Source organism: Limnothrix sp. FACHB-881, from assembly GCF_014698135.1.
GTDB lineage: Bacteria > Cyanobacteriota > Cyanobacteriia > CACIAM-69d > CACIAM-69d > CACIAM-69d.
Map to the genome: position 1 here is coordinate 58,106 of NZ_JACJSN010000016.1, position 24,942 is coordinate 83,047.

The window sequence follows — 24,942 nt, forward strand, 5'->3', positions numbered from 1 at the left end:
TTCGGCCCGGATTTCGACGCGAACTTCGGCATGAATCCTTCCCCGCCGTGGTGAAGGCTCTTGCCCCTTAAAACATTTCAGTAATCGCAGTATTTGGGATAACCGATCGTTTATCGGTTCCGAAGTTGAAGTTTATGGACACACAGGCTCTCAAAGCAATTTTGCTGATCGGCACAGGTAACGCGGCCGGGAAGTCGCTGTTGGCTTCGGCGCTCGGTCGGCTGCTGTATCGACGGGGCCTGAAGGTGGCTCCCTTCCAAGCCCAAAGCACCTCCTCGATGCTCTACACCACCAACCAAGGGGAACAAATCGCCTATTTCCAGGCGGTGCAAGCCTGGGCGGCCCGCACGGAACCCCAAGCGGATTTCAATCCCCGCTGTTCCGGTGATCAGTCTCCGGAACGGGTCTGGGCGGTGCTCAAACAATCCCTTGAGCGGTTAACTCAGGCCTTTGATGTGTTGGTGGCCGATGGGGTGGGCAGCCCGGCCGATGCGTATTTGACGGGGCAGGATGTTTGTAACTTGCACTTGGCGCAAACCCTGAATGCGCCTGTGGTGTTGGTGGTGGATGCCGATCGGGGGGGCTGGTTGGCCAGCGCGATCGGGACGTTGGAGCTGATGGATCCAACCGAAAAAGCATTGGTACGGGCGATCATCATTAACAAATATCGGGGCAATCCCGATCGGCTCAAGCCCGGTCGCGATTGGTTGGAACAGCGCACCGGAATTCCCGTGGTGGGAGTTATGCCCTGGCTCCAGAACCTCTTCCCTTCGCCCGAGTCGATCGACCTGTTTGCTCGCCGTCGTCGTCAATCGGACATTGAAACCACGATCGCCGCTGTGCGCTTGCCCCACATCGCCAGCTTCAGCGACTTGGATCCGTTGTCGGCCGAGCCAACGGTTTCCCTGCGCTACATTGATTTGGGTCAAGAATTGGGCTATCCCGACGCGGTGGTTTTGCCGCGATCGAACAACCTGGCCGAAGATCTCCAGGCCCTGCACCAATCCGGCTTTGCGGAAGATCTTCAGCAATACGCGATCGCGGGCGGTACTATTTTGGGCATTGGCGAAGGATTCCAGATGCTGGGTCGCCAGGTGGTGCAACTGCAAGGGCTAGACACCGCTTCCCAAGAACTGATGGGGCTGGATCTGTTACCCATCTCCAGCATCACCACGGGCGACTGGATTGATCGAGAACGCCAGGCCACCTCCAACTATCCCCAAGCGGGCTTACCGGTCACCAGTCGCGAATTTCGCCAAAGCTACACCCAAATTTTGGACAGCCAAAGTGTGCAATCCCTCTTTGATGATTCCAAACTGGGCGTGGTGTCCAGCAGCCAACTGGTTTGGGGAACCTATCTCACGGACATTTTTGATAGCAGTCCGTGGCGGCGGGCTTGGCTCAACCGTTTGCGCCACCAACGGGGTCTGTCTTCCTTGCCCACGGGAATTCCCGACTACCGGGAGCACCGGGATATGTTGCTGGACTCACTGGCCGACGATGTGGCGGTCAATATCAATCTCGATCGACTCTGGGCCGCCATCGGCCTTCACTTTAAATAACGCAAAATAACGCAACAGAATGAGCGATTCAAGACGCAACTCAGGATGTTGCTTCAGAAAATGGGTGACCTGGGATTCGAACCCAGAACCAGCGGATTAAGAGTCCGATGCGCTGCCGTTGCGCCAGTCACCCTGGTTGCTTGTGGGTCAAGCTTGTTTATATTGCCAAAGATGCTGAAAAAGTTCAAGCACCTTTGCCAGAATTCACCCAAAATGGGAATGGAAAACACGATCGCCCCCGCCAAGGATCGCGATCGGCCAGCAAATTAGCCCCTCAGCGGCGAGACTCTCAGGCGCTAGACTCTCAAGCGCTAGATTCTCAGCCAAAGCACAATAGGGTTAGTTTGCCGTTTCCAAGCTTGGCATTTCCCGATCGGCTCATCTCCAGCATCCGCCAACCCCCGCGCACCCTGCCCAATCCGCTGCCCGATCGTTCCTTGGCAGCCGCTGGCGGCGATGCCCAGTGGCGAAAAGCGGCCAGTTCCGCGATCGGGGCCCCGCAATTCGGGATGAGTGATACCTTGGCTAGAGTTGGCATTCACGGCGGCGAGTTGGGAGAGCAAGGTTATGAGCGATCGCGATGGGTCCGGCATCTTGGCCAGTCCCGAGGTTTCCAGACTCAATGCTGAAATCGATCGCCTCAATGCCCACAATGCTGCCCTTCGTCTTCAGCAGGAACTGTTGGGCAGTTGGATCGTGACAGCCCGAATGACCACCGCCACCGGCTTGGTGTTGCGGGCCCTGACTCAACAGATCTTGGAAGCCCTGCAATCCCTGTGCCAGGCAGAACAGGGCAGTATTTTTCTCCTCGATGAGCACCTGCAAGCCACGGAATGTTTGTTGGCCCGAGGCTCCACCATTCGGGAGCAAAAGCGAGAAATCGTTAACCAAATTCTGAAAGAAGGGCTGGCAGCCTGGACGATTCAGCACCGACAAATCGCGATCGTGATGGACACCATGACCGATGAGCGGTGGTTGCAACTGCCCAACCAGCCCTACACGGTGCGATCGGCCCTTTGCATCCCCATCCAGCGCGGAAAACGGCTGTTGGCGCTGGCCACCCTCATGCATAGCCAACCGCACCACTTCACCCCCTTGCGTGTGGAGCAGGCCCAATTTGCCGCCGACGCGATCGCCCTCAACTTAGAAAACGCCTTGCTCTATGACCAGCTCACCAGCACCCTAAACGAAAGCAAAGAGGATCCCCTCAGCCACGAAGCGCCGTCCTTCGCGGGCGAATCCAACGCCTTGCCCTCCTTGGCGAACCCCTTTGAAGACTCGATCGCCAGCTCCAACATTCTCCCCAGCAGTATCCAAAGTGCCGTCAACGCCAGCGAAGCCCGCGGCCTCGAAGAAACCGGCCTTTACATCACCACCGCTGAAGGACGGTTGCGTTACGTTAACCGCTGCTTTGCTCAAATTTTTGGCTATCGGCGGCGTGAATTGGCACGGGTGGAGTCCATCCTGGATTTAATTCCCGTGGACTATCAAGCCATGCTGGTTCACAAGCTGGAAGACTGCATTCGCGACAACCAGCGCCCCTTAAGCTGCTTGCTGCCGGGACTGCATCGATCGGGGCGGTTGATTGGCCTCGACTTGTATGGTGAGCGGATTCACTTTTCCGGTGAACCGGGCGTGATTGGCATGGTGCGCCGGGTCGATTCATCGCCCTATCGCACGGGCAACACTGTTTAGGGAGAGTTGTTGAATTAGCCAGTGGTCTACGGGCCAGGTGGGCATTGCCCACCCTACCGGCTGTTGATTAACCCTTGACCCGATCGCGCCCCGGAGTCCTGGTGGTTAGTAGTGGTTACCCACTTTGCGGTGGTGAACGGCCGTGAGGGCATTTTCCTTCGAGACCCGACCGTTATCCACGGCGCTGTAGACCAGCCAGTGATCCCCGCAATCCATCCGGCTGCTGACCTGGCATTCCAGATAGGCCAGCGCGTCGCTGAGGATGGGGGAGCCGTTGATGGCTTGCTGGGTTTCCACACCGGCAAAACGGTCTTCACCGGGGCCAAACCGCTTCAGAAAGTGCCGCATCAGGTGGCCGTAGTTGCCCTCTTCCAAGATGTTCAGCACGAAGCGATCGCCCACTTGCATCAGCGACTCGATCGCCCGGTCTTTGGCCACCGCGATCGTGATTCCCAGGGGCTGGAAGCTGGCTTGCACCACCCAAGAGGCCAACATGGCGCTGGCCACATCGCCCTTCTTGGCCGTGATGATATACAAGCCGCCGCTCAAGCGGCCCAAGGCCTTATCCAAATCGGAATCTAGGGACTTCATTTGCTTGACGGTCTCTTTAACCATCAATGCCTGGCCCAAGTCCGTGCCCGCTTCTTCGCAGAGTTGGTAAGTGAACGCTTGGGGCTTGGTGCTAATCCGAATCACGTCAAAGGCTGGCTTCAGACCCAAATCCCGGAAGCGGTTGAACAGGGGATAGCTCGGCTCGTCTTGGCCACCGCCAGACTCAAACACACCAATTCGCTGCTTGTTGTTGGCCACGGTCAAGATAGTGCCGATCGCCGCTTCGCATTCCCCTTGGGGCGGCGCAGCCAAAACCAGCGCCACCGATCGCTCCACCAACTCCCGCAACTCCTGAGGATCAGCCGCTTTCAGATCCATCATTTCCACCGCCACGCCGGTTTTGGTGATCCCCTTGGCGATCGACTGGGACAGCCGATCGCTGTAGCCATAGTCGGACACATAGAACACGGCGGCAGTGGTTTCCGCTTCGGCCTTGGTTTGGCTCCAGTGGCGATAGCGACCGGTGAGTTCAACCACGTTGTGGCGCAACAGGGGGCCGTGGCCGGTGGCGATCGTGTGGTAGCCGGGGAGGGCATCCATCCGCTTCATGGCTCCCAAGACCGATCGAGCATTGGGGGCCATCAGGCACTCGTAATAGAACCGAAAATCTGGCTCGATCGCCCCTAAATCCGCATCAAACAGGTCATCGCTGCAATAGTGCATCCCAAAGGCATCGCAGGTGTAGAGGGTCTGCGTCCCGTGGTCATAGGTAAAGATCGTGTCTGGCCAGTGGAGATTGGGCGCATTCAAAAACTCCAGCACATGCCCTTGGCCCAAATCCAGGCTCTCGCCGCTTTTCACCAGCAGTTTGCTGAAGGGCTGGTGAATCAGATTTTCCAGAAACTGAATCGCCACCTTGGAAGCCACCACGGTGATATTAGGATTCAGGGCTAGCAGATCCGCCACCAAGCCGCTGTGATCCGGTTCCGTGTGGCTCACCACCAGGTAATCAATCTGGGCCGGGTCGATCGCGCCCTTCAGGGTATCCAGATAAAGTTGGCGAAATTTGGCGTGGGAGGTGTCCACCAGGGCCACTTTGTCCCCGCGAATCAGGAAGGAGTTATAGGTTGTGCCGTTTTGCAGGCCAAATTCAATATCAAAGCGATCGCGATCCCAGTCCAGCGATCGAATCGTCAGGGTTTGGGCGGCAATCTCGGCGGTTTGAATCGTCAACCGCTTCTCGGTTTGCGGACGTTCTGTGGCGACAACCATGCTCGCACCTCCTGGGCTTGACCGATCTGGATGGGGGATTTGTTAAGTTGTTTTACCTATCTTGACACAAGGGATACAGAAATACTGGGCGATCGGGCGGGGCGATCGTTTGCAGTCGTGATGCTGAAAATTGACATGGCTTATCAGTAAACCTGAAGCGCTTCAAGTTTACTGATAGGTCACAGTGCTATGCGAGTTGTCTGGGTGGAGCTGGGCTGCTTGATCTGCCACTCGATCGCTCGATCGCCGGGCTATTGCACTTGAGCAGCGGCCTTGGTTTCGTCGATCACGGCGTATTGGACTTTGTAGGAAGACTTCACCGCCTCGATCGTGGCGGCCATCAACGCTTCAAAGGGATCTTTGGGTTTGTCAGCAGCGGCGATCGGGCTGCTTGCGCCTGCCAGGAACTTTGCTGGATCCGTCACCACCCAACCTTGGGCCGTGAGCTGACGAACTTCAAAGTGCAAGTGCGGCCCCGTGGACATGCCCGTGCTGCCCACCCGACCGATCACCTCCCCTTGCTTAACCGTAGCTCCCGGTTTCACAAAAATTTCCGATAGGTGACCGTAAAGGGTCTTTTGCGTGTCGCCATGATCTAACACCACCGTTAGCCCATAGCCCCCCAAAAAGCCCCCGATCGAGACCTTGCCATCCAACACCGCCACCACGGGTGTGCCCAAGGGAGCCGAAAGGTCAGTGCCCGCATGAAAGCGGCTGTAGCCCAAGATCGGATGCACCCGCCAACCAAAGGAGGAGGAAATTGGAGCTAGGCTGGTGAGCGGAAACAGCATTTTTAGGTTGCCATTGCCCAACAGGCCCTTGGGGCGACCGCTGCGGAAATAGTAGCTGTTGGCATCGAAGTTCACGCCGTTTAAGCCCACGGTTAGGGGGCCGATTTTGACGGAGATGGGCGATTGGGCCGGCAGGGCACTGCCCACGGAACCAAGGCGCATGGGGCTGCCCATTTGGAGGTGGGAACCCCGATCGCCCGTGGGAATGGCCACAATTCCGGGGTGGCCAGCTTGGCCGGGTTGCCCAGGCGATCGGGTCACGGTGCAACCAGCGCTGAGGCGGCCGCCCACACTGGCGCAACCGGTGGAGCGTTCTGTGAACTGAATTTCGCTGGGCGGGGCCTGGCGTTGGGTGGCTCCCAAGTTGAAATCATTGGACTGGTCGATCGGGCCGCGGCTGGTGGAGCGCTCTTCCGGGGAAGGGGCCAGGCGAGGAACGTTCGGCAGTTCCCGTTGGGGAGTCCGCTCCACGGCCGGTGCGGGCCGCTCAATTCGGGTTGGGCGATCGGGATTCGCGGCGGGCTTCGGTTCCGGCGGTGCAGCGGGTGCTTCCGGGGCCAAGTCTGCGGAACCGCCGCTGGGGGCCGCGTCGATCGCCCGGATTGGGGTTGCCAGTCCGCCGAGCAAGCTGGTCATTGCGCCAACCCACCCGAGACCTTGCAAAATGCGACGGCGACGGCGTTGGAGACGGGTGGGGAAGTTGGGGCGGTGGTTCATGGCGCGGTTGGGAGCGCAATGCATGGCGTAATGGGACGGGGACAGCAAAAACAGCGTGAAAGACCTGGTTCCAGAAGGAGCGCAGTGGGCTTCGGGCGGACGAGCCGCTAGGGAAGCGTCACCGAGCCTTAGACGGCGCGATCGCCCAAAATGTTCAGAAAATGTTGAGCCACGGTCTGAAATCACAGCCAAAAACGGCTGACGCACCCTTTGACCGGGGCTTTGGAGCCAGGACAGTTGCCAAAGCCTGAGGACGTTACTGCTCTCTTCAGGAATGGCAATGACGGGTCAGGGGGTTCCGGCTCAGTCCTCAGTCATGATAGCAAGGGAAAAAGCAAAAGCGCTTAACACAACCTCGCGGAAATCGAAAAGACTATTCAAGGATTCTTTAAAAAATCCGTAACCTTGCCACCATCTGGGCCGGGGGGTTCAGGCGCTTGTGGCGATCGGGCATAGCCTAAGCGCACTGCGCCGGGGGGGAGATGCAATTCCGCAGCCAGTTGATCGGAAAACTTGACCCGGAGTTCTCCGCGCGGGGTAATGCCCACGGCGATTCCGGTGCGATCGCCCACTTGCACCGATCGCCCGCAGGTTTCCAGCAGTTCCAAATAATCTGCCAAAAAACTTTCGATGCCGCCCGTTTGGAGTTGTCGATCGCCCCGGTCTAAACCCGCGATCGCCAGGGCCGCCAACTCTGCCAGCGATCGAATCGGTGGCCCACCCTCCGCAGGGAAATCAGTCGGCGGCAACAGGGGCGGGGTGTTCATTTGACTCGCCTGATTCGCCAATGCACTGGCCCCATGCAGCGAATTAGAGCCATCAGAAATCTTGGACGAGTTCAATGAGCGATCGACCCAATGACCTGAAGGATCTAAAGGATCTGGGCGACCTACTAATTGACGATCTACTGATTGATCTGATGATTGATCCAATTGATCATGCGATCGTTCTGGAGACCCTAATTTTGGAAACTCCAATTCTGAAAACAACTCTGTGGCATTGATCCCCGTCTCGGGAACCGGATTAGCCCAATTCAATCCCAACCCCGTAACCGCGCGGGCAATCTTGCCACCCACCAATCGGGTTTCCGTCAGCAGCCCACCCCACTTGCGCCCCCGAACCACCAAATCATTGGGCCACTTCAGCGCCACCGGCACACCCCGATCGCGCAGGGTTTGCCCCAGACCCCAAGCCGCCGCCAAGGTCAGTTGGGCCCCATCCTCCGGCAGCAACTGGGGTGCAAAATAGCGCGAGAGATATAACCCGCCCAAGAGCGACGACCATTGGCGGCCCCACTGCCCCCGCCCCGCCGACTGTTGCAGCGCAATCACGATCGTCCCTGGCTGGACCCCCGCTTGGGCCAGCTCCCAGGCCACCTGATTGGTGGAGCTGGTCTCTGCTAGCACCTGCAACCTGGGCAACCGAACACCGAGCCGCGCCGTTTCGCGCAACACGGCGGCGCTGAATTCTGCGGGGTCGATCGGGGTGGGCTTCAACACCAATGGTTTTCTAATTGCTTGCTGATTTTTGAGGTCATGCTTGCGGCGATCGCCCCTTACCCTACCGCGATCGGGTCACCCAGCGGATCGCCCCCATTTCATTTCTCCAGCCCAGCCAGCCAAGGGGTTTAAACCCCTTGCCCCCAGCCAGCCAGCACCAGCCATTTTTGGGATCTCTAGAATTGGGATCTCTAGAATAGGGATTGAATTGACCCGCGATCGTCCGATCGCCCCGCCGATGTCGAGCTTGTCCACTGCCCAGGAGTCCACCCCTGACAGCGCGATCGCCCCCAACGATTTGGCGCTACCGACTGTCACCATCCATCAACCCCAACCGGCTGATATTGTTTACCCCTCTGCTGATGGAAAACCCTTGGCTGAAACTTACCTTCACCTCAACGCAATCATTGCAATTTTAAAAGCACTGCAATTTCACTTGTGTGGTCAGCAAGCGACTGTTTTAGCTGATCAGTTTCTCTACTACAGCCAAGGCTATCCCCGGCTGCGAGTGGCTCCCGATGTGATGGTGATTTTTAATGTGGCTCCCGGTGGCCGAGACAACTACAAAATCTGGGAAGAGGGGGAAATTCCCAGCGTTATTTTTGAAGTCACCTCCCCCGGCACTCGTCAGGAAGACCAACACCATAAACATTGGCTCTATCAACAAATGGGGGTACAGGAATACTGGCTGTTTGACCCCAAAAACGAGTGGATTGAGGGCCAATTACGCGGCTATCAATTAGGGCCGAGTCGCACACCAGACGGTGACCCCTGTGAGGCATATTTACCCATCACAGACAACCAAAGTGCTGTGTTGGGGTTGCGCTTAGAAGTTTGTGGGCCGCTCTTGCGATTCTTTAATGAGGCCACAGGGCAATGGCTACCGATGCCAGACGAGATCGGTGATGTGTTAGCTGAGCGCGATCGAGCGGCAGCAGAACGCGATCAAGCGGCAGCAGAACGCGATCGAACGGCGACAGAACGCGATCGAGCGGCGACAGAACGTGATCGAGCAGCGACAGAACGCGATCAAGAACGTCAAGCCAAAGAAGCCGCGCTGGCAGAATTAGCAGAATTACGGGAGCGCCTGCGACAACTGGAGACCGACGAATAAAGACGCATCAATTTTGTACGCATAGCGCCAATTTTGATCGCCTGAACCATCTCCCGACCCTTGAAACTTTCCAGCATTCAAGTTAGGAGAAATTGCACATTCCACCTATCATGCCAACTCAGAACCCTTGGGAGGCTCGATCGTGACTGGCTGGCATTGGCGCAACTGGCAAGGACTGCCCTATCTCACCTGCTCCCTGTTGGAGCCAATTCCCCACGGTTTTTTTACCCGGCACTTTGCCCCCCGCCCGCCGGCCGAGTTGGCCCCGGTGCTGGATGAAGCGGCCCAAACTTTCCGAGTCAAGCAGGTGCATGGCGATCGGGTGGTGGCTCCGGCGGAAATCGCAGAAATCACAGCAGGGGCCGTGCTCCAAGAGGCGACGGCCACCGCCAGCGAACAATCCACCTATCCCCAAGCCGATGGCCTGTTGAGCGATCGCCCGGGGCAGGTGATGTGGGTTTGCAGCGCCGATTGCACCCCGGCCTTGATTGCGGACTTAAAAACCGGTCAGGTGGCGGCGGTGCATTCCGGTTGGCGGGGAACGGCGGCGGCCATTGTGCCCAAGGCGATCGAGCGGATGCGCCAACAGGGCAGTCAACTGGCGGATTTGCGGGTGGCGCTGGGCCCGGCCATTTCCGGTGCGGTTTATCAAGTGACGGAAGCGGTGGCTGAAGAGGTGGTGGCCTCGCTGGCTGTGCCCCTGAAGGAGGCCCAAGGCTGGGAACAGCCGCCCGTGTTGCCGGATCCGGAACCGGGGAAGGCGCGGTTGGATGTGCGCCAAACGATCGTCCAACAGGTGTTGAACTTAGGCCTCGATCGGGAGCAGGTCACCATCGCGCCCCACTGTACCTATTGCGAGGGCGATCGGTTCTTTTCCTATCGCCGCGACGGTACGAAGACGGTGCAATGGTCAGGAATTGTTAGCACTTGATTGATGCAAGAGGCCTAATCAATTCCGGCCAACTTCAGCAGGGCCTTCAGGCGATCGAGGTCGATCGTAATGTTCTGTTGCACGGCGGTGGCCTGTTCCGCGCCGGGCGCTAGATCCGCCGTGAGGTGATAGTGCTCCAAGCCGCCCAAGTTGCTCAGGAGCCAGTAGGTGTTTTGGCGGTGACTGGGCTGGAAAATTTCAATTACCTTCGTGCCCGGCTCTGTAAACACCAGGTTCGTTAGCCCGGCCCCGTGCACCGCCACAATCACCTTGGCCGCTGCAAAGGCCGCTGCCTGATCGACCAGCGGCAGGCGGGCCGGGTCGATCGCCCGAAAGCCGAACTGCTCCAAGGTTGCAATCACCTCCCGATCGTTCAGCACTTGGCGGTAGGCGGCGCTGCGGCGGGTGATGTAGAGGCGATCGGGAAAGCGGGAAATGCGGGCCGGCTCCAAAAAGGTATCGCGCAAAAACTGATGGGCCCAGCGCGATCCCCGATAGATCCGCAACTCGGGAATTGCTGGCACTAACAGCCGATCGGCCGTTAAGTGGGGAATTCGCCCTTGAACCGGATCCACGGAACCAAACCATTCCGTATGGCAGCAGGCCACCACTTTTTCGAGGGGAATTTGCAACCGCTCAAAACTTTGGTGCTGAAAGGGCAATTCATATAGATTGACCACAAAGCGATCAATCGAGTCCCACGCAAAGCCCGATCGCCGCAACACCTCCAACCGAGGCAACAGATCAAACATCCAGTGAAAATAGGTGACCTTGCCCCAGCGCGTGGCCAAAAAAGCCACTGTTCCGGCGAAGTGTTGGGGCGGCGGCAGGTGGGGCGAACTGGCAACGATGGCGCTGTAACCCGTTGAACAGTCACGAATCACTTGATTTTGGGCATTGAACACCACGCTGCACAGGTTATCGCCCCAGGCTCGCCCTTGGGGAATCGCAACGGTGTAGGCGGCCGGCGCATCCAAGGTACGGTCGATCGCCTGTAATTCCGGCAGGGGATCGCCCAAGCCTTGGGAATCGCGGAGGGGATGGGTTTCCGGTTCAAAGGCGGGAAAACAGTCTGTCCCCGGCAGCTCGGCCGCCACGCCCTGCCAATTGGTGGCCAGGAGGCTGGTCGCTTCCGCCAGACCATCAGGCAGTTGGCAAAACAGGCTCGGGGAAGTGGGCGATGGATCGGCCGGCGGCAATCCGGCGGCCGCCAGTACGGCTTGAATGCCGTCGTAGGCGGGCCAAAATTCCGGCTGATAGCGTAGGGCGGCCATGAAATGGTCGATCGCCCGTTGCCATTGCCCCTGTGATTGGGCCCGACGAGCCAGGGCCGCTTGGCGCTCCGCTTGGAACCAAACGCTATCGGGGGCGAGCAGACTGGCTTGATCCCAAAACCAGCAGGCCAGCCGCCACCAACCCAATTGTTGCAACAGGGTTCCCCCTTGTCGAAAGGGAATATCCAAACGTCGGCCGGCGAGCAGAATAGCTCGACCGTAGGCGGCCAGCGCGGCGATCGGGTGGTTGGCCGCTTCCAGGGTTTGGCCATAGTTGTCATACACCCGGGGATCGGTGGGGTTATCTTGCATGGCTCGCCGCCACAGGGCCAGGCAATCGGGCAATGATGACCGGGGCTGGGATTCGGCATAGGCATAGTAGACCCCGCCCTGATTGGCTCCGGCGCTTAAGGCCCGTTGCCAAGCCAGGCTGGCCAGGTGGTCTTGTCCCGATCGCGCGCAGAGATCCGCCAAGGCGCACCAATCACTGGGTGGGGCCTGCGGATCCAAAGTCAAGGCTCGATCGAGGGCGGCCATGGCCGCTGGCCAATCCCCCGCCTGACTGGCCAGTTGCGACCAGCGGCGATAATCGGCGGCCGTTTCAGGAAAGTCCAAGTCCGGCGCACTCTGCAACATTTGCCAAGCCCGTTGCCATTCTGGGCGATCGGCACATTCACTGACCTGGGGAAACCAACTCCAGGGATCCTTGGCTCCCACTTGCCAGGCCCGCCGCAAACAGCGGTTACCCGTGGGGCGATCGCCCCGTTCCCGGTGGGCTTGGGCCAACCGATGCCAAGTCACGGCCCGATCGCCCCCCAGGGCCAGGGCCGTTTCTCCGGCCTTGATCGCCCCGTCAAAGTCGCGATCGCTCAGGAGCACAAAGCAGAGTGCCTCGTGCCAATCGGGTCGATCGCTCGGTTCCCAGGCGATCGCCGTCCACCAAGCGCCCTTGGCCCGCGTCCAATCCTGACGACTGGCCCAAAAGCGGGCCGCCCGCTCCTCTAAGTAGGTGGACTGATACTGATTTTGTTTGGCCTCGTCGTAGGCGCGCATGGCTTCCGACCACTCGCCCATCGCCCAATACAAGTCCCCCAAAGCGGCCCAGGCTCGCCCGGCCACCCGGGGCCGCACAGCCACCAACCGTTGCACCGGTCGCCAGGCCGCCCGCCGATAGCCCGCTTGACCGTAAGTGTCCAACAGTTGCCGCACCAATTTGAAGGAGCCAGGCCGCTGGATCACCGCCGTTTCCAGCGCGGCCAAAACCGCTTCCGGTTCGCCCGCTGCGGCCCAAGCCTGGGCCCAACGCCACCAGCGCCCCACAGGGATTCGCTCTTGGGCCCAGCGCGATCGGGCAAAGGTGCAAAATGCGGCCACAGACCAAAACTTCAGCACGATGAATCCTCAAATCCTTGCGGACAGTGCCTTTACCCCTAAGTGATTGCCCCCGTTGGTTTCCCTTTGGGCAACCCCTGAACTATCCCTTTCATCACTCACTCCATGGCCTTGGTGATCGGTACAGTTCGGCAGAGTTCAGCGCAGTTCAGCCAAATAGCTCAGGGTCACCCCTGGGCCGATCGCCCCCCAAGCACCACCAGCACCACCCCCAGCAACACAATCACGCCCCCCAACAGCACGCCAATTCCCGGTTGTTCCCCAAACACCACCCATCCCAAACTACTGGCCCCCACCGGCTCAAACAAAATAGCCAGGGTGACCCACAAGGGCGGCATTTGGGTCACCAGCCAATTAAAACTGGTGTGGCCAATCAGTTGCGGAACCAACGCCGACAGAGCGATCACCAGCACCGTCGTGGGGGTGATGGTTTGCCAACCGCCGCCCCACAGGGCCACCAATGGACTCAGCAACAGGGCCGCACTGCCATAGGCCAGAGCCGCGTAGGAACCAATGGTCAGTCCCCGTTCTTGGGCAACCCGCCCAAGGAGCAGATAGCCCGCTGCGGCCCAGGCTCCTGCCAAGGCTAACCCATTCCCCAACAGAGGATTGCTGCCGATCGTCGCGGCATCTTGGCTGAGGGCAATCACGGCGCTGCCCACCAAGGCGATCGCCAGGCCAGCCCAGGTAATCCAACCCGCAAATTTCTGCGTGATAACACTGGTAATGAGGGCCACCCAAACCGGCGTGGTGGTCACCAACACGGTGGAAGCGGCGATCGAGGTATAACCCAAAGAACTGAGCCAACAGACGAAGTGCAGCGCCAAGCAAGCCCCCGCCCCCACGGCCCAGGGCCAGGCCGATCGGGGCGATCGCCCGGTTTGGGGCCAAGCCGGAGCCACCGCCAGCGCCGCCAACGTCACCCGTCCCGCCGCCAACCACAGGCCAAACCCCCAGTCCGATCGCCCCGCCGACTGCATCGCCCAGCGAGCAAAAATCGCCCCCGTTGAAATGGCCGCCATTCCCGCCAACAGCACTCCCCACCGGAGCGATCGGGCCCGGTGTCCAGCATCGGAATTCACAGCGGCGTGAGTTGAGGGTTTCAAGTGCCGACCTTTTGAGTGCTGATTGTTTGAGTTTGCTCTTTGGGATGCGGATCTTTAGGGATGCCAATCTTTACAAATCCCGACCCTTGGCCAAGTGCAATCCATCCCGTCCTACAATCGCCATCAATTCTCTAGTGTTTTTCTATGTTTTGCCATGAGCACAACCACTACTATTCAGCTTGAATCGCACCCCACTCCCGATCGACTCGCGGCCTTGGACGTATACAACTGGCCCATTTGGACAAAACAAGTTTCAGAATTTCCATGGACCTATGATGAAGCGGAAACTTGCTACATCCTTGAAGGTGAAGTGACCGTCACCCCCGAGGGCGGCGAACCCGTCACCATTCGCAAAGGCGATTTGGTCACCTTCTCTGCCGGTTTGGCTTGCACATGGAACATCACCCAAACCATTCGCAAGCACTACAAATTTGGCTAGGGAATTTGGCTAGGAAATTTGGCTAGGAAATTTGGCTAGGAAATTTGGCTAGGAAATTTGGCTCAAGATTGGCCCAGACCAGAATCTGATTCAACGCCTCTGATCAGAAGCACCTGATCAATAACATTAGAAAAACCCCGGATTCCCATCATTGAGAATCCCGGGGTCTTTTGATCAACTTCGACTCAGTTCAATTTCTGCAAAATCCTGACTGTTCAGACTTCAGAACCCGGAGAGTTCAGCAACCCTAGCCCAACTCCTGCTATCCGCAGATGTTGAAGCCCTAGGATGCGGTATCAGACTTGCGCGAGCGACGCTTAGCCGACCCGGCCAGACCCAGACCCACCAGGCCCAGACCCATCATGATCGTCGGTTCCGGCGTGGCTACCCCTGCAATTTCACGGTTGTTCTTGCGGCCGAAGTCGATCACGAACACCGTGTCGTTGAAGTCTTGGTCACCACCGCCCCACAGATCTTCAAAAGCCAGCACCAGCAAATCTTCGTAGAAGTAGGACATGGCATGTTGCTTGCCATCGGGATTGTCCTTCGCATTGGCCCGGAACTGACCCGGAACCGTCTTGCCAGTGCGCACATCCTTGCCGGAAATGCCGCCGTTAATCCAGTTGGAAACCAGGCTGAAATCAAAGATCGTGCCAGCCTTGAACTTGCCCAGGTTCACCCAATCGCCCACGTTCAGGGGGCTGTCTTGAACCGATCGCCCTGCGACAGCAGCGTTCGGATTTTGGCAAAAGCCGCTGAAGTTCACCAAGGTCTTGCTTTGGCTGGGGCTGCAAGAGGTGTCCCCAAAAATCTTCGTCTGCGCCGTAACCGTTGTTCCGGTGGTGGCAAAGTCTAGACGGTTGCGATAGCCGCCAGCCGTTTCACCGAGGAAGTAAACCTTCACATCGTGGTCATGCTTCAGTTGCAGCAGCGATTCATCCAAGGTGCGAAATTTAATTTCGTTGGGGTCTAACTTCCGAGCTTCCTTGCCGACAAAGGGAGCCATGGAGGGCAACACTTCTTGGAAGTAATCCGGCGCTGTGCTACGGGGATTGATGTCAAATGCCTGGGCCGATCCGGCTGCAACACTCAGGGTTGCTACGGAGGCGGTGACGGTTGCTTTGAGCAGGAAGGAAGGAATGTGGTTACGCATGAGTAGAGAAGACTTCAGAGAGTGGAACGGTTGCGAAGTTAGAGAGCGGTTTCGCCTGAATCGTTGCAAGTATAAAAAGTCACTTTGGCTTGCAATTGAAGCTTTGATCTGATGGCTAGAAACCGGAGACACACCCAAAAGGTTTAATACTTTCTCCCCTGATCGTAGGGGCAGTTCCTGAGTTTTTTGATGAATTTTTGGTCAAGCCAATGGCCGATTAACGGGCCAATATGAAGTGAAGGGGGCAAAGGGTTGATTGCCATGGCTCACAGTCCCGCGATACGATCGCGCCCGGGCCATGGTCTCTGGCCGATGCAAAAACACTGAGACCGATGATCAACACCCAGGACACCTCAAGCGTGCAAACTCCCATGGATACGACTTCAGCGGGCCTGTGGCTCAAGCGCCCTGTGATTGTGAAGGCCGTTGTTACGCCGCGCTGGAAGGAAGACGCGCAGGTTGAATTGCAGCGGCAAATTGACCAGCTCGATCGCCAGTTACAGCAACTGGAAACCCAAGGTCAGCGGGCGATCGCGGAAATTCAGCGCCAGAGCATTCAACCGCCCGGCCCGGAAGTGACTCGCCAAATTGAAAATATTCAGGCCCAGGTGAACGAACAGAAATCCCAAATGCTGGAGCAAAAAAACCAAGTTTTGCAACAGCTCAATCGGGTTCACTCCTTGGAGCTGGATAAGGAAGTGATTCAAACGCAAATGGAAAGCCTGTTTCAGGTGCAACAGGGTGATAATTTGATTGACAAGATGCAGGTTGAAATTCTGCTACGGGATGGCATTGTTGAAGAAATTCGTGGTGAGCTGTAACTAGGTTGCGTTTTTTGGGGGTGTGAAGTTTACACCCCACGATTTGCTCATTATTTATGAGATGAAGTCAATCTAAATTCTTAAAATCAAACCGATCAATTCAATCAAGTTATCTGTGGGGTGGGCATTGTCCACCTAATAGTGGCTTCATAGTATCTGTGATATAACGTACCGATCGCTCTAGGTAAAGACTGTAATTTAAAAATAAATTGAATTAATCAGTTTGGTTAAAAAATGAGTCAATTAATTTAATTAAGAAACTAATCAAGAAGTTGATCAAGAAGTTAATCAAAAATTACCCAGAAAATTAACTAACTAGCCAGCTCAAGTCAATTTAGAGGCTAAATCAAGCCGATCGAATGAATTACGATTGGGGAGAATGCAACTACTCATCATTCGAGGACGATCGTGTTTCAGACAACGCGGCGACGGCTGGCCCTTTGGTACGCGACCGTAACAGCAGTGTTGGTGCTGGTGGCGGCGATCGCCTTTTATGGTTACGCGAGGGCCACGCTGGTCGATCGGGTAGATGACACGATCGAACATGCGATCGAACTGGTGGCTCGATCGTTGGTGATTGAATCGGTGCAGGTGCGCGACCTGGCCGCCATCGATCCACAGCAGATGATTACTCGGGCCCGGGTGAACCTGGAAGCCAGCTTTCGGGACAACACGGGCACGGTTTGGAATGATGTGGAAGACGATCGAATTGATTTGGAGTGGTTTAGCCCCACGGGCCAGCAGCTTTGGACCAGCTTCGCGGAACCCTTGACCATTCCCCTGCATCCCACTCGCAAAAGTGAAACGGTGAAAGTGTTGCGCGACGGGCCCGGGAAGTCAGCCGAGGGGCGGGGGCCGGTGGAACCGCCGTTGGTGTTGCGGCAACGCACTCAAGCCATTGCGCTGGGTGGGCAACCCTTGGGCTATTTGCGAGTCAGTCACCCTTGGTTTGAGGTCACCAAGCCGGCCCAGCAGTTGGCGATCGACCTGAGCTTGGGGGTGGTGGCGTTGATTGGGGCCGTGGGGGCGATCGGGTGGTGGCTGTCGGGGTTGGCCATGGAACCGGTGCGCGAGTCTTACCAACGCTTGCGGCAATTCACGGCCGATGCGTCCCATGAACTGCGCAACCCGATCGCCACCATTCAAACCAATGTGCAGGTGGCGTTGGCGGAAACCAACCCCCAAATGGAGCGATCGCAGTTGGAAGCGATCGAGCGGTTAACTCGCCGTCTGGGGAAATTGGTGGACGATCTGTTGTTTTTGGCCCGCCAAGATAGCGGCATTGTGCAACCCCAGTGGGGAATGGTGGATCTGTCGGAATTGCTGCTGGAGGCGATCGAGGAGCAAATGGCCCTGGCCACCCGCCAAGCATTGGAATTGATTCCCGAACTCAGCGAAATTCCCGATCAGCGGGCCTGGATGGTGCGGGGCGATCGGGATCAATTGGCGCGGCTGCTCACCAACTTGATTGGCAACGCGATTCAATACACGCCGTCGGGTGGGCGGGTTTGGGTGCGGCTCGATCGGGACTTGCGCAAACCCACCTTAAAACTCGAAGTCCAAGACACCGGCATTGGCATTGCACCGGAAGCTTTGCCCCATCTGTTTGATCGGTTCTACCGTGCCGATGTGGCCCGATCGCGCCATCGCACCGGTCAATCTGCCGGGTCGGGGTTGGGGCTGGCCATTGTCCAGGCGATCGTGCAAGTCCACCAGGGGCAAATCCGCCTCGATAGTCAGCTCGATCGGGGAACAACCGTCACCATCACCCTGCCCAGCTTGGTTGAACCCCCGCTGGAGGCCGGTAGCTATCAGAACAGTTAGGCAATTACGCACCATAGGGACGCGCCATTGGCACATTTGGCCTATCCCTAACTGACCTGAATTCGCAATTTTAATGAAGAGAAATTTATAAATCTTCAGCAAACTGTCTCAAGGAATACTAAAACCAAGGGACAACTCAGTTGAGCATGTTTAATCGCTGTGAATATGGCCAACGTTGAGACAATCGAGCAACACTTTAGAAGCAGCCGAAGAACGATTGATATCATTGATATGATTAATAAATAATCAATAATTCTGCTGCCAAGAATCAGCCCGATCGTCAGTCCTTAGAGCGCGGTAGGGTAGAACCATGGGCTAGTTATGATGCAGCAGTCTCTTCGACCATTCATTCGATCGCTCACTCGGGCATTGATGCCGAACGTTGATGTCGAACGCTGATGCGATCGCCCATCTAATTTGGTGTAACCCGGCTTTAGCCATAAATCCATGAAATTCATGGTTATTCATAATTGCTGCCCATTGCCGCGATCGCCCGTTTTCGGCAACCAACGCAATCGATTGGTTTCCCGCTCAAGGAAATTCAAATCGTCTCCGTATATGAATTGCTCCATTCCGTCATCTTTTTGACCTGCTATGACGACCCCGTATATGCCCCGCAAAAAGGTTGTGCAGAAGCGTCGAGAGTATAACGCTTGGGTCGCCACCGAGACGATCGAGGACTATTCCCTTCGCTATGCACCCCAGTCTTTTCGGAAGTGGTCGGAGTTTTTAGTTGCCAATACGGCCTTAGGAGGAATTTCCTTCCTGGCCCTGGAAGCGATCGGTGGATCTTTAGTGATTAGCTATGGATTCAGCAATTCTTTTTGGGCAATTTTGGTGGTAGGGCTGCTGATTGGCCTAGCTGGAATTCCCATTTCCTATTACGCCGCCAAATACAATGTCGATATTGATTTGCTCACCAGGGGCGCAGGCTTTGGTTACATTGGCTCAACCATTACCTCGCTGATTTACGCCTCTTTCACTTTCATTTTCTTTGCGCTGGAAGCGGCAATCCTGGCCCAAGCCTTAGAGCTTTATTGGCATCTTCCCCTGTGGTTGGGCTATATCCTTTGCTCTTTGGTGGTGCTGCCGATTGTGTTTTATGGCATCACGGCGATCGAGCGGTTGCAGTTTTGGACGCAACCAATTTGGCTGATTTTGATGGGGTTGCCCTTTGTGTTTGTGGGCCTCAAGGAACCGGCCGCCCTCGATCGCTGGCTGCACTTTGCCGGAAACTCCCCCAGCGGAGCCGCCTTTGATCCCTTGCTGTTTGGCGCGGCGGCCACCGTTTCTTTTTCGCTCATTGCCCAGTTGGGCGAACAGGTAGACTATCTCCGTTTTTTGCCGGAATGTGGCCCCAACAATCGGATTCGCTGGTGGTTAGCGGTGTTGGCGGCGGGGCCCGGTTGGATTGTGCTGGGAGCAGCCAAGCAGTTGGGCGGGGCCTTTTTGGCCACTTTGGCGATCGAGCATGGGGCTTCCTTTGCTAAGGCCAAGGAGCCAATTCAAATGTATCTGGCCGGATTCGCCACCGTTTTTGACGATCCCCAAGTGGTGCTGACGGTGGGGGTGTTTTTCGTGATCATCTCCCAAATCAAAATCAACGTCACGAACGCCTACGCGGGATCCCTGGCCTGGTCAAATTTCTTTTCGCGGCTCACCCACTCCCACCCCGGGCGAGTGGTGTGGTTGGTGTTCAATGTGTCGATCGCCCTGCTGTTGATGGAGTTGGGGGTTTTTGAAACCCTAGAGGCCGTGTTGGGCCTCTATTCCAACGTGGCGATCGCCTGGATTGGGGCGATCGTGGCGGACTTGGTGATCAACAAACCCCTCAAACTCAGTCCGTCCTACGTTGAGTTCAAACGCGCCTATCTTTACAACTTCAACCCTGTGGGATTTGGCTCGATGGCGGTGGCCTCGGCCATTGCCATGGTGGCCTTTGTGGGGCTTTTGGGGGAAACACTGCGGGCCTATGCGCCGTTTTTGGCCCTGGGGATTGCCTTCGGACTGTCGCCGTTGATCGCCTGGGCAACCCAAGGCCGCTACTACATCGCGCGCCCCAATGAAGTGCGCTTGAATTTTCCAGCCGCCACCCTGGTCAGTTGCTGCGTTTGTGACAACGAGTATGAGCCATCGGATTTGGCTTTTTGTCCCGTTTACGACGGCCATATCTGCTCTCTCTGTTGCAGCCTGGATGCCCATTGTCATGACTCCTGCAAGCCCTCCGTGGGCGAGCAGATTCGCTTGGCTCCAATTGTGGCGCGGGCCATTTTTGGCGATCGCCTGTCTTTGCGGTTGGGCAAGCGGATGGTGCGTTTTTTGGGGCTGTTTGCAGCCATGGCAGCCCTGCTGGGGGTAATTTTTGCGCTGGTTTACACCCTCGGGCCGATCGCTGAGTTGCCCCTCGCGCAACCCGATGTCGAATCAATACCGCTGCTGGAAACCTTTGGGGTTTTGTATGCGATGTTGCTGGTTTTGTCGGGGATTGCGGTCTGGTGGTGGGTGTTGACCGATGAGAGTCGCGAACTGGCTGAGGAGGAGTTGGACAACCAAAACCTGCAACTTCAGCAGGAAGTGCGCGATCGCGAGGCCGCCGAAGCCGCCCTGCAAGACTTGGCCAAGGATTTGGAGCAGCGGGTGAAACAACGCACCGCCCAATTATCCGAAGCCCTGACGGTGTTGAAAAAAGCCCAAACACAACTGGTCCAAACGGAAAAAATGTCCAGTTTGGGGCAAATGGTGGCAGGGGTGGCCCACGAAATTAATAATCCGGTGAATTTCATTCACGGCAACCTCGAACATGCCTGCAACTATGTGCAAGATGTGTTGGCGTTGTTGGTTGCCTATCAATTGGCCTTTCCCAAGGCCACGCCGGAAATTTTGGAACTGGCGGACGAAATTGATGTGACGTTTGTGCAGGAAGATTTGCCCAAACTGTTGAAATCAATGCGGGTGGGAACCGATCGCATTCGGGAAATTGTCCTGTCCTTGCGCACCTTTTCGCGGCTGGACGAAGCGGAGGTGAAAAGCGTAGACATTCACGCGGGTTTGGATAGCACGCTGATGATTTTGAGCAACCGACTGAAGGCCACGGATCAACGCCCAGCGATTCAGATTCAAAAACACTACGGCGAGCTATCCCCCATTGAGTGTTACGCGGGGCAAATGAATCAGGTGTTTATGAATTTGCTGACTAATGCGATCGACGCGATCGATGAGGATAAACGGAGCGATCGGGAACCGCCGCAAATTGCCATCACCACCACCTTGGCCGATCCCGAAACGGTGCAGATTGTGATTACGGACAATGGGCCCGGAATTGCCCCTGAGGTGCAACGAAACTTGTTTGATGCTTTTTTCACCACCAAAGATGTGGGCAAGGGAACCGGTTTGGGTCTGTCCATTGCCCAACAGATTGTGGTGGAAAGGCATGGGGGCCGGTTAACTTGTCGATCGGAGTTGAATCATTCAACTAGCTTTTTGATTGAAATTCCAATGCGGCAATTTGTGGAAGATTAGGCGATCGCCTCGCAGATCCCAATCCCAATCCCAATCTCAATCTCAATCCCAATCCACACCCCGATCGCCCTCGGCCAGAACAGTTAGTCCCTTGCCCTCAAGATTTGGCAACGGAAACATCAAGATCCTAGGGCCTGTCGTCATTTCCTAGAATCATGTGAAAACGATTGATTTTCCATGTTCCGGTTGTCGTAACAAGGGGCTTAAGCCCCTTGTCCCCCACGAGCTGCTAACGGTGAAGTCAGAGTTTCCGGCGATTTGACGACAGGCCCTAAATCCCCGTTGCCGATCGCCCCTGTTTGCCCAACCGGAACACCACAAAATAGGCCAAATAAATGACATAAATCGCCAAGCCTAGAACCCCCAACACGCCCAGAAAACTGGGATTGGTGTTGTTGTGGAAATATTCTCGATAGAGCCAGGTGGGTTCCAACCAAACACGGCAAGCCGCATCCTTCACCAGCACTTCGCTGGGTTTCAGGGCGCAGGGCAAGGTCAACACCTGCGCCACCGTCCCGATCGCGCAGTAAATCGTCATGGCCCAGCGCCAAGCCTTAAACGCAAACTTCAACCGGCCTTGGGGTTGGTCGTCAATTTCTTCATTTAAATCGACCCAGAACCACAGCCCAAGCGGAATCAACACCCGCGCCCCCAGCGCCGCCACAAAGCTCACGGGCAAAGAGCCAATCATCAAATACACCGTGATGGCCAGCAGGCTCGAAACCCGCCAATAGATCACCATCAGCTTTTGCAGCGCGTCGGCCTTGGCCACAAGCGCCCACAGCAACAGCCCTAGCGGTATCAAAACGGTAAACAAAACCGCCACGCGGTAGTCCGTCCAAACCAAGGATTCCAACCAGTTTTCAGCCATAGGAAGGGGCGATCGAGCCGACAGATTTTGAAGTTTTGGTGTGCATTGTGTCGCACACTTTGGCGCACTCTATGCTACCGCGCTGTTTCCCCTTATGGGCCGCGCTGTGGATGGCGATCGCCCCGACGATGCCCAACCGGTTTGGCTGAATCCCCCCAAGTGGCTGCGAGTACCCACAATTTAATATGTACTCGTTATGATTATGGCTAATTAATGATGACCAACTCCCAAACGTCATGGCTGATTCTGCCCAGGTTGCTCCACCCAAACGCCGCCTCAACAATGCCTTCCAAAATTTGATGTCCTTGCATTGGTGGATGGCGCTGGCCTATCTCATTTTGTTTGTGGGAGGAACCTTCATGGCGCAACTGCCGCGCGAGGTTTCCTTTCGCCCCGGTTTCTATGATTTCCACAAGTCGATCGGGATTTTAACCATTGGTTTGTTGTTGGGACGGGTGCTGTTGTTGTTCCGAGTTTGGTGGCGAAAATATTCCCGTCGGCTGCCCAAACTGTCCACCCATTGGTGGCGTGTATTTCTGCTGCACAGCAGCCTCTATGGCTTCATGATTGTGGTTCCGGTCACGGGCATTTTTCTGTCTAATTCCGTGAGGCCTAATAATGTCAAGTTTTTTGGCATTGTTGTGCCGGAGCTGTTTCCCCAAAATTCTGAGATGGTGGATTTGGGGCGTGGCTTACACTTTTGGTTTTCCTATAGCTTTTTGGTGTTTGTGATTGCCCACGCGATCGATCAATGGAAAGTTGTTCGTGCCCTGTGGCGGCGTTGGACAGGTTTTTGGAAGAAGTCATCATCCAACAATTCCAAAACGGCTCTCAAGTAATCTCAAGTCATTTCAAGTCATTTCAAGCAATCGCCAGTCATCTTCAGTGACCTCTAATCATTTGAGGAAAGCCGATCGCCCCCGGTGAGAAAGCCCCGGAAGATGGATGCCGCTCCGCCTTCCGGGGTTTTGTCATTTGTCTCACTTGCCTTGAAAGCCTAGGGCGATCGCGCTAGGGTATCGAAAGCGCTACCGTTGACCTATCAGCACCGATTGCGCATCATTTTGAACAGATCAGCCCCCCTCGATCGCCCTGTGAACCATGGCCCAAACCGCAACCACCGAACAAATTGCCTACGAACTTTCTTGGGTTAGTCGGATGGCGGATCTGAGTCCGCAGGAGTGGGATGCATTAGCCAAACCCCTAAAAACCCCCTTTTTGGAATGGGCTTGGTTGAATAATTTGGAAACATCGGGCAGCGCAATTCCGCAGGAAGGTTGGTTGCCATCCCACTTGGTTGTGCGCCGATCGGGAAAGTTGGTGGCCGCAGCTCCCCTCTATCTCAAGGGACACAGTTATGGCGAATTTGTATTTGACCAGCAGTGGGCAGATTTGTCCTATCGCCTAGGGGTTGATTACTATCCCAAGCTGTTAGGAATGACCCCTTTTACGCCAGCGGAAGGCTATCGATTTTTAATTGACTCCGCTGAAGATGAACGGGCAATCACTGAAATGATGCTGGGGGCGATCGATCATTTTTGTAGCCGACATCATGTGTCTGGCTGTCATTTTCTGTTCGTGGATCCCCAATGGCAAAAACTCATGGAATCCTTGGGTGATTTCATTACCTGGAAACATCACAGCTACATTTGGACAAGTAATAACTATCAAACATTTGAAGATTATCTAGCGAGCTTTAACGCCAATCAGCGCCGCAATATTAAACGCGAGCGAAAATCCATGGTGAATAGTGGCTTGGAGTTCAAAACCTGGCAGGGTTCACAAATTCCTCACGGCTATTTTTCCAAGGTTTATGATTTTTACAGCAGCACCTGCGAGAAGTTTTGGGGCGGCAGCCAATATTTAACGCGCAAGTTTTTTGTGGATTTGGCTGATCAATTAGCCGATCGCGTGGTGTTGTTTACGGCCCATGCCCACGGTGACGATCGCCACCCGATCGCCCTCTCCTTTTGCATCACCAAGGGCGATCGGCTCTACGGTCGCTATTGGGGTTCCACGCGAGAAATTGACCATCTGCACTTCAATGCCTGTTATTACGAGCCGATCGACTGGGCGATCGCTCACGGAATTCAACTTTTTGACCCCGGCGCAGGGGGGCAACACAAACGGCGGCGCGGATTCCCGGCAACCCCTAACCACAGTCTGCACCGGCTTTATCACCCCCGGCTCGATCGGATTTTGCGAACCTATATTGATGAAATTAACCAATACGAACAACAACAAATTGATGCCATTAACGCTGAGTTGCCCTTTAGCCAAGCTCAGCCAGAACTAAAACTCTAAATCCAGATTTCAGCAAATTTTTGAATCAAGACTTTAATCAAGGCTTTAAGCAAGTCTTTAAGCCGTTTTGCAGCAGAACCTTCACGCAGTTGTTAAACTGGCCTTC

19 protein-coding genes and 1 tRNA gene are annotated in these 24,942 nt (G+C 56.1%); 11 read left to right on the top strand and 9 right to left on the bottom strand.

Annotation, left to right across the window (positions count from 1 at the left end):
• Positions 1-134: 134 nt before the first annotated feature.
• Complete coding sequence (locus H6G52_RS14260) at positions 135-1,562, top strand: cobyric acid synthase (protein ID WP_190529188.1); 1,428 nt, start codon at positions 135-137, stop codon at positions 1,560-1,562.
• 61 nt (positions 1,563-1,623) lie between these two features.
• On the opposite strand, the gene H6G52_RS14265 is transcribed toward H6G52_RS14260, so the two are convergent.
• Positions 1,624-1,695, bottom strand: a tRNA-Lys gene (locus H6G52_RS14265).
• 178 nt (positions 1,696-1,873) lie between these two features.
• Positions 1,874-2,125 carry a hypothetical protein gene (locus H6G52_RS14270; protein WP_190529190.1) on the bottom strand — a complete coding sequence of 84 codons (252 nt, stop codon included), beginning with the start codon at positions 2,123-2,125 and terminating at the stop codon, positions 1,874-1,876.
• 4 nt (positions 2,126-2,129) lie between these two features.
• Here H6G52_RS14270 and H6G52_RS14275 point away from each other — a divergent pair, with 4 nt between their 5' ends.
• Entirely contained in the window at positions 2,130-3,257 is a 1,128-nt protein-coding gene (locus H6G52_RS14275) for a GAF domain-containing protein (RefSeq protein ID WP_190529192.1), read from the top strand.
• A 105-nt stretch (positions 3,258-3,362) separates the two neighbouring features.
• Here the strand turns inward: H6G52_RS14275 and H6G52_RS14280 are convergent, their stop codons facing one another.
• The 3 genes from H6G52_RS14280 to H6G52_RS14290 all read right to left on the bottom strand — a co-directional run bounded on the left by H6G52_RS14280 (position 3,363) and on the right by H6G52_RS14290 (position 8,088).
• Entirely contained in the window at positions 3,363-5,081 is a 1,719-nt protein-coding gene (locus H6G52_RS14280; protein WP_099533097.1) for a diflavin flavoprotein, read from the bottom strand.
• Between the two features lie 251 nt (positions 5,082-5,332).
• Positions 5,333-6,796, bottom strand: coding sequence for a M23 family metallopeptidase (locus H6G52_RS19140; RefSeq protein ID WP_370567713.1), 1,464 nt, complete (start codon positions 6,794-6,796; stop codon positions 5,333-5,335).
• Between the two features lie 170 nt (positions 6,797-6,966).
• The gene (locus H6G52_RS14290; protein WP_370567714.1) at positions 6,967-8,088 is read right to left on the bottom strand and encodes a biotin--[acetyl-CoA-carboxylase] ligase; all 1,122 of its coding nucleotides are present in this window, start codon (positions 8,086-8,088) and stop codon (positions 6,967-6,969) included.
• Between the two features lie 208 nt (positions 8,089-8,296).
• Here H6G52_RS14290 and H6G52_RS14295 point away from each other — a divergent pair, with 208 nt between their 5' ends.
• Positions 8,297-9,202 carry a Uma2 family endonuclease gene (locus H6G52_RS14295; protein ID WP_242026395.1) on the top strand — a complete coding sequence of 302 codons (906 nt, stop codon included), beginning with the start codon at positions 8,297-8,299 and terminating at the stop codon, positions 9,200-9,202.
• A gap of 142 nt (positions 9,203-9,344) precedes the next feature.
• A complete protein-coding gene (gene pgeF, locus H6G52_RS14300; RefSeq protein ID WP_190529194.1) occupies positions 9,345-10,133 on the top strand; it encodes a peptidoglycan editing factor PgeF in 789 nt (262 codons plus the stop codon).
• A 14-nt stretch (positions 10,134-10,147) separates the two neighbouring features.
• Here the strand turns inward: pgeF and H6G52_RS14305 are convergent, their stop codons facing one another.
• Positions 10,148-12,799 carry a glycosyltransferase 61 family protein gene (locus tag H6G52_RS14305; RefSeq protein WP_190529196.1) on the bottom strand — a complete coding sequence of 884 codons (2,652 nt, stop codon included), beginning with the start codon at positions 12,797-12,799 and terminating at the stop codon, positions 10,148-10,150.
• Between the two features lie 167 nt (positions 12,800-12,966).
• A complete protein-coding gene (locus H6G52_RS14310; RefSeq protein ID WP_199291456.1) occupies positions 12,967-13,881 on the bottom strand; it encodes a DMT family transporter in 915 nt (304 codons plus the stop codon).
• Between the two features lie 178 nt (positions 13,882-14,059).
• Here H6G52_RS14310 and H6G52_RS14315 point away from each other — a divergent pair, with 178 nt between their 5' ends.
• Positions 14,060-14,344, top strand: coding sequence for a cupin domain-containing protein (locus H6G52_RS14315; RefSeq protein ID WP_190354497.1), 285 nt, complete (start codon positions 14,060-14,062; stop codon positions 14,342-14,344).
• A gap of 283 nt (positions 14,345-14,627) precedes the next feature.
• Here the strand turns inward: H6G52_RS14315 and H6G52_RS14320 are convergent, their stop codons facing one another.
• On the bottom strand, positions 14,628-15,497 hold the full coding sequence (locus H6G52_RS14320) for a DUF4114 domain-containing protein (protein WP_190529198.1): 870 nt from the start codon (positions 15,495-15,497) through the stop codon (positions 14,628-14,630).
• Positions 15,498-15,868: 371 nt separating this feature from the next.
• On the opposite strand from H6G52_RS14320, the gene H6G52_RS14325 reads away from it, so the two are divergent.
• The 3 genes from H6G52_RS14325 to H6G52_RS14335 all read left to right on the top strand — a co-directional run bounded on the left by H6G52_RS14325 (position 15,869) and on the right by H6G52_RS14335 (position 21,661).
• Entirely contained in the window at positions 15,869-16,318 is a 450-nt protein-coding gene (locus H6G52_RS14325; RefSeq protein WP_099533527.1) for a YlqD family protein, read from the top strand.
• 408 nt (positions 16,319-16,726) lie between these two features.
• The gene (locus tag H6G52_RS14330; RefSeq protein WP_099533497.1) at positions 16,727-18,142 is read left to right on the top strand and encodes a cell wall metabolism sensor histidine kinase WalK; all 1,416 of its coding nucleotides are present in this window, start codon (positions 16,727-16,729) and stop codon (positions 18,140-18,142) included.
• 594 nt (positions 18,143-18,736) lie between these two features.
• Complete coding sequence (locus H6G52_RS14335) at positions 18,737-21,661, top strand: ATP-binding protein (protein WP_242026396.1); 2,925 nt, start codon at positions 18,737-18,739, stop codon at positions 21,659-21,661.
• A 271-nt stretch (positions 21,662-21,932) separates the two neighbouring features.
• Here the strand turns inward: H6G52_RS14335 and H6G52_RS14340 are convergent, their stop codons facing one another.
• Positions 21,933-22,532 carry a DUF3177 family protein gene (locus H6G52_RS14340; RefSeq protein WP_190354500.1) on the bottom strand — a complete coding sequence of 200 codons (600 nt, stop codon included), beginning with the start codon at positions 22,530-22,532 and terminating at the stop codon, positions 21,933-21,935.
• Between the two features lie 40 nt (positions 22,533-22,572).
• Between H6G52_RS14340 and H6G52_RS14345 the strand changes: the two genes are divergently transcribed.
• The 3 genes from H6G52_RS14345 (at position 22,573) to H6G52_RS14355 (ending at position 24,836) form a co-directional block, all read left to right on the top strand.
• The gene (locus H6G52_RS14345; protein ID WP_190529200.1) at positions 22,573-22,716 is read left to right on the top strand and encodes a hypothetical protein; all 144 of its coding nucleotides are present in this window, start codon (positions 22,573-22,575) and stop codon (positions 22,714-22,716) included.
• 52 nt (positions 22,717-22,768) lie between these two features.
• Positions 22,769-23,371 carry a cytochrome b gene (locus tag H6G52_RS14350; RefSeq protein WP_190529202.1) on the top strand — a complete coding sequence of 201 codons (603 nt, stop codon included), beginning with the start codon at positions 22,769-22,771 and terminating at the stop codon, positions 23,369-23,371.
• Between the two features lie 262 nt (positions 23,372-23,633).
• Positions 23,634-24,836 (top strand): GNAT family N-acetyltransferase, encoded by a 1,203-nt coding sequence (locus H6G52_RS14355; protein ID WP_190529204.1) that lies wholly within the window; start codon positions 23,634-23,636, stop codon positions 24,834-24,836.
• Positions 24,837-24,942: the final 106 nt, after the last annotated feature.

What these genes read in the sequence shown, in the direction of transcription:
- H6G52_RS14320 (WP_190529198.1), bottom strand. Translation starts at nt 15,497, where the DNA reads ATGCGTAACCACATTCCTTCCTTCCTGCTCAAAGCAACCGTCACCGCC.
- H6G52_RS14275 (WP_190529192.1), top strand. Translation starts at nt 2,130, where the DNA reads ATGAGCGATCGCGATGGGTCCGGCATCTTGGCCAGTCCCGAGGTTTCC.
- H6G52_RS14280 (WP_099533097.1), bottom strand. Translation starts at nt 5,081, where the DNA reads ATGGTTGTCGCCACAGAACGTCCGCAAACCGAGAAGCGGTTGACGATT.
- H6G52_RS14350 (WP_190529202.1), top strand. Translation starts at nt 22,769, where the DNA reads ATGGCTGATTCTGCCCAGGTTGCTCCACCCAAACGCCGCCTCAACAAT.
- H6G52_RS14335 (WP_242026396.1), top strand. Translation starts at nt 18,737, where the DNA reads ATGACGACCCCGTATATGCCCCGCAAAAAGGTTGTGCAGAAGCGTCGA.
- H6G52_RS14325 (WP_099533527.1), top strand. Translation starts at nt 15,869, where the DNA reads ATGGATACGACTTCAGCGGGCCTGTGGCTCAAGCGCCCTGTGATTGTG.
- H6G52_RS14260 (WP_190529188.1), top strand. Translation starts at nt 135, where the DNA reads ATGGACACACAGGCTCTCAAAGCAATTTTGCTGATCGGCACAGGTAAC.
- H6G52_RS14340 (WP_190354500.1), bottom strand. Translation starts at nt 22,532, where the DNA reads ATGGCTGAAAACTGGTTGGAATCCTTGGTTTGGACGGACTACCGCGTG.
- H6G52_RS14355 (WP_190529204.1), top strand. Translation starts at nt 23,634, where the DNA reads ATGGCCCAAACCGCAACCACCGAACAAATTGCCTACGAACTTTCTTGG.
- H6G52_RS14315 (WP_190354497.1), top strand. Translation starts at nt 14,060, where the DNA reads ATGAGCACAACCACTACTATTCAGCTTGAATCGCACCCCACTCCCGAT.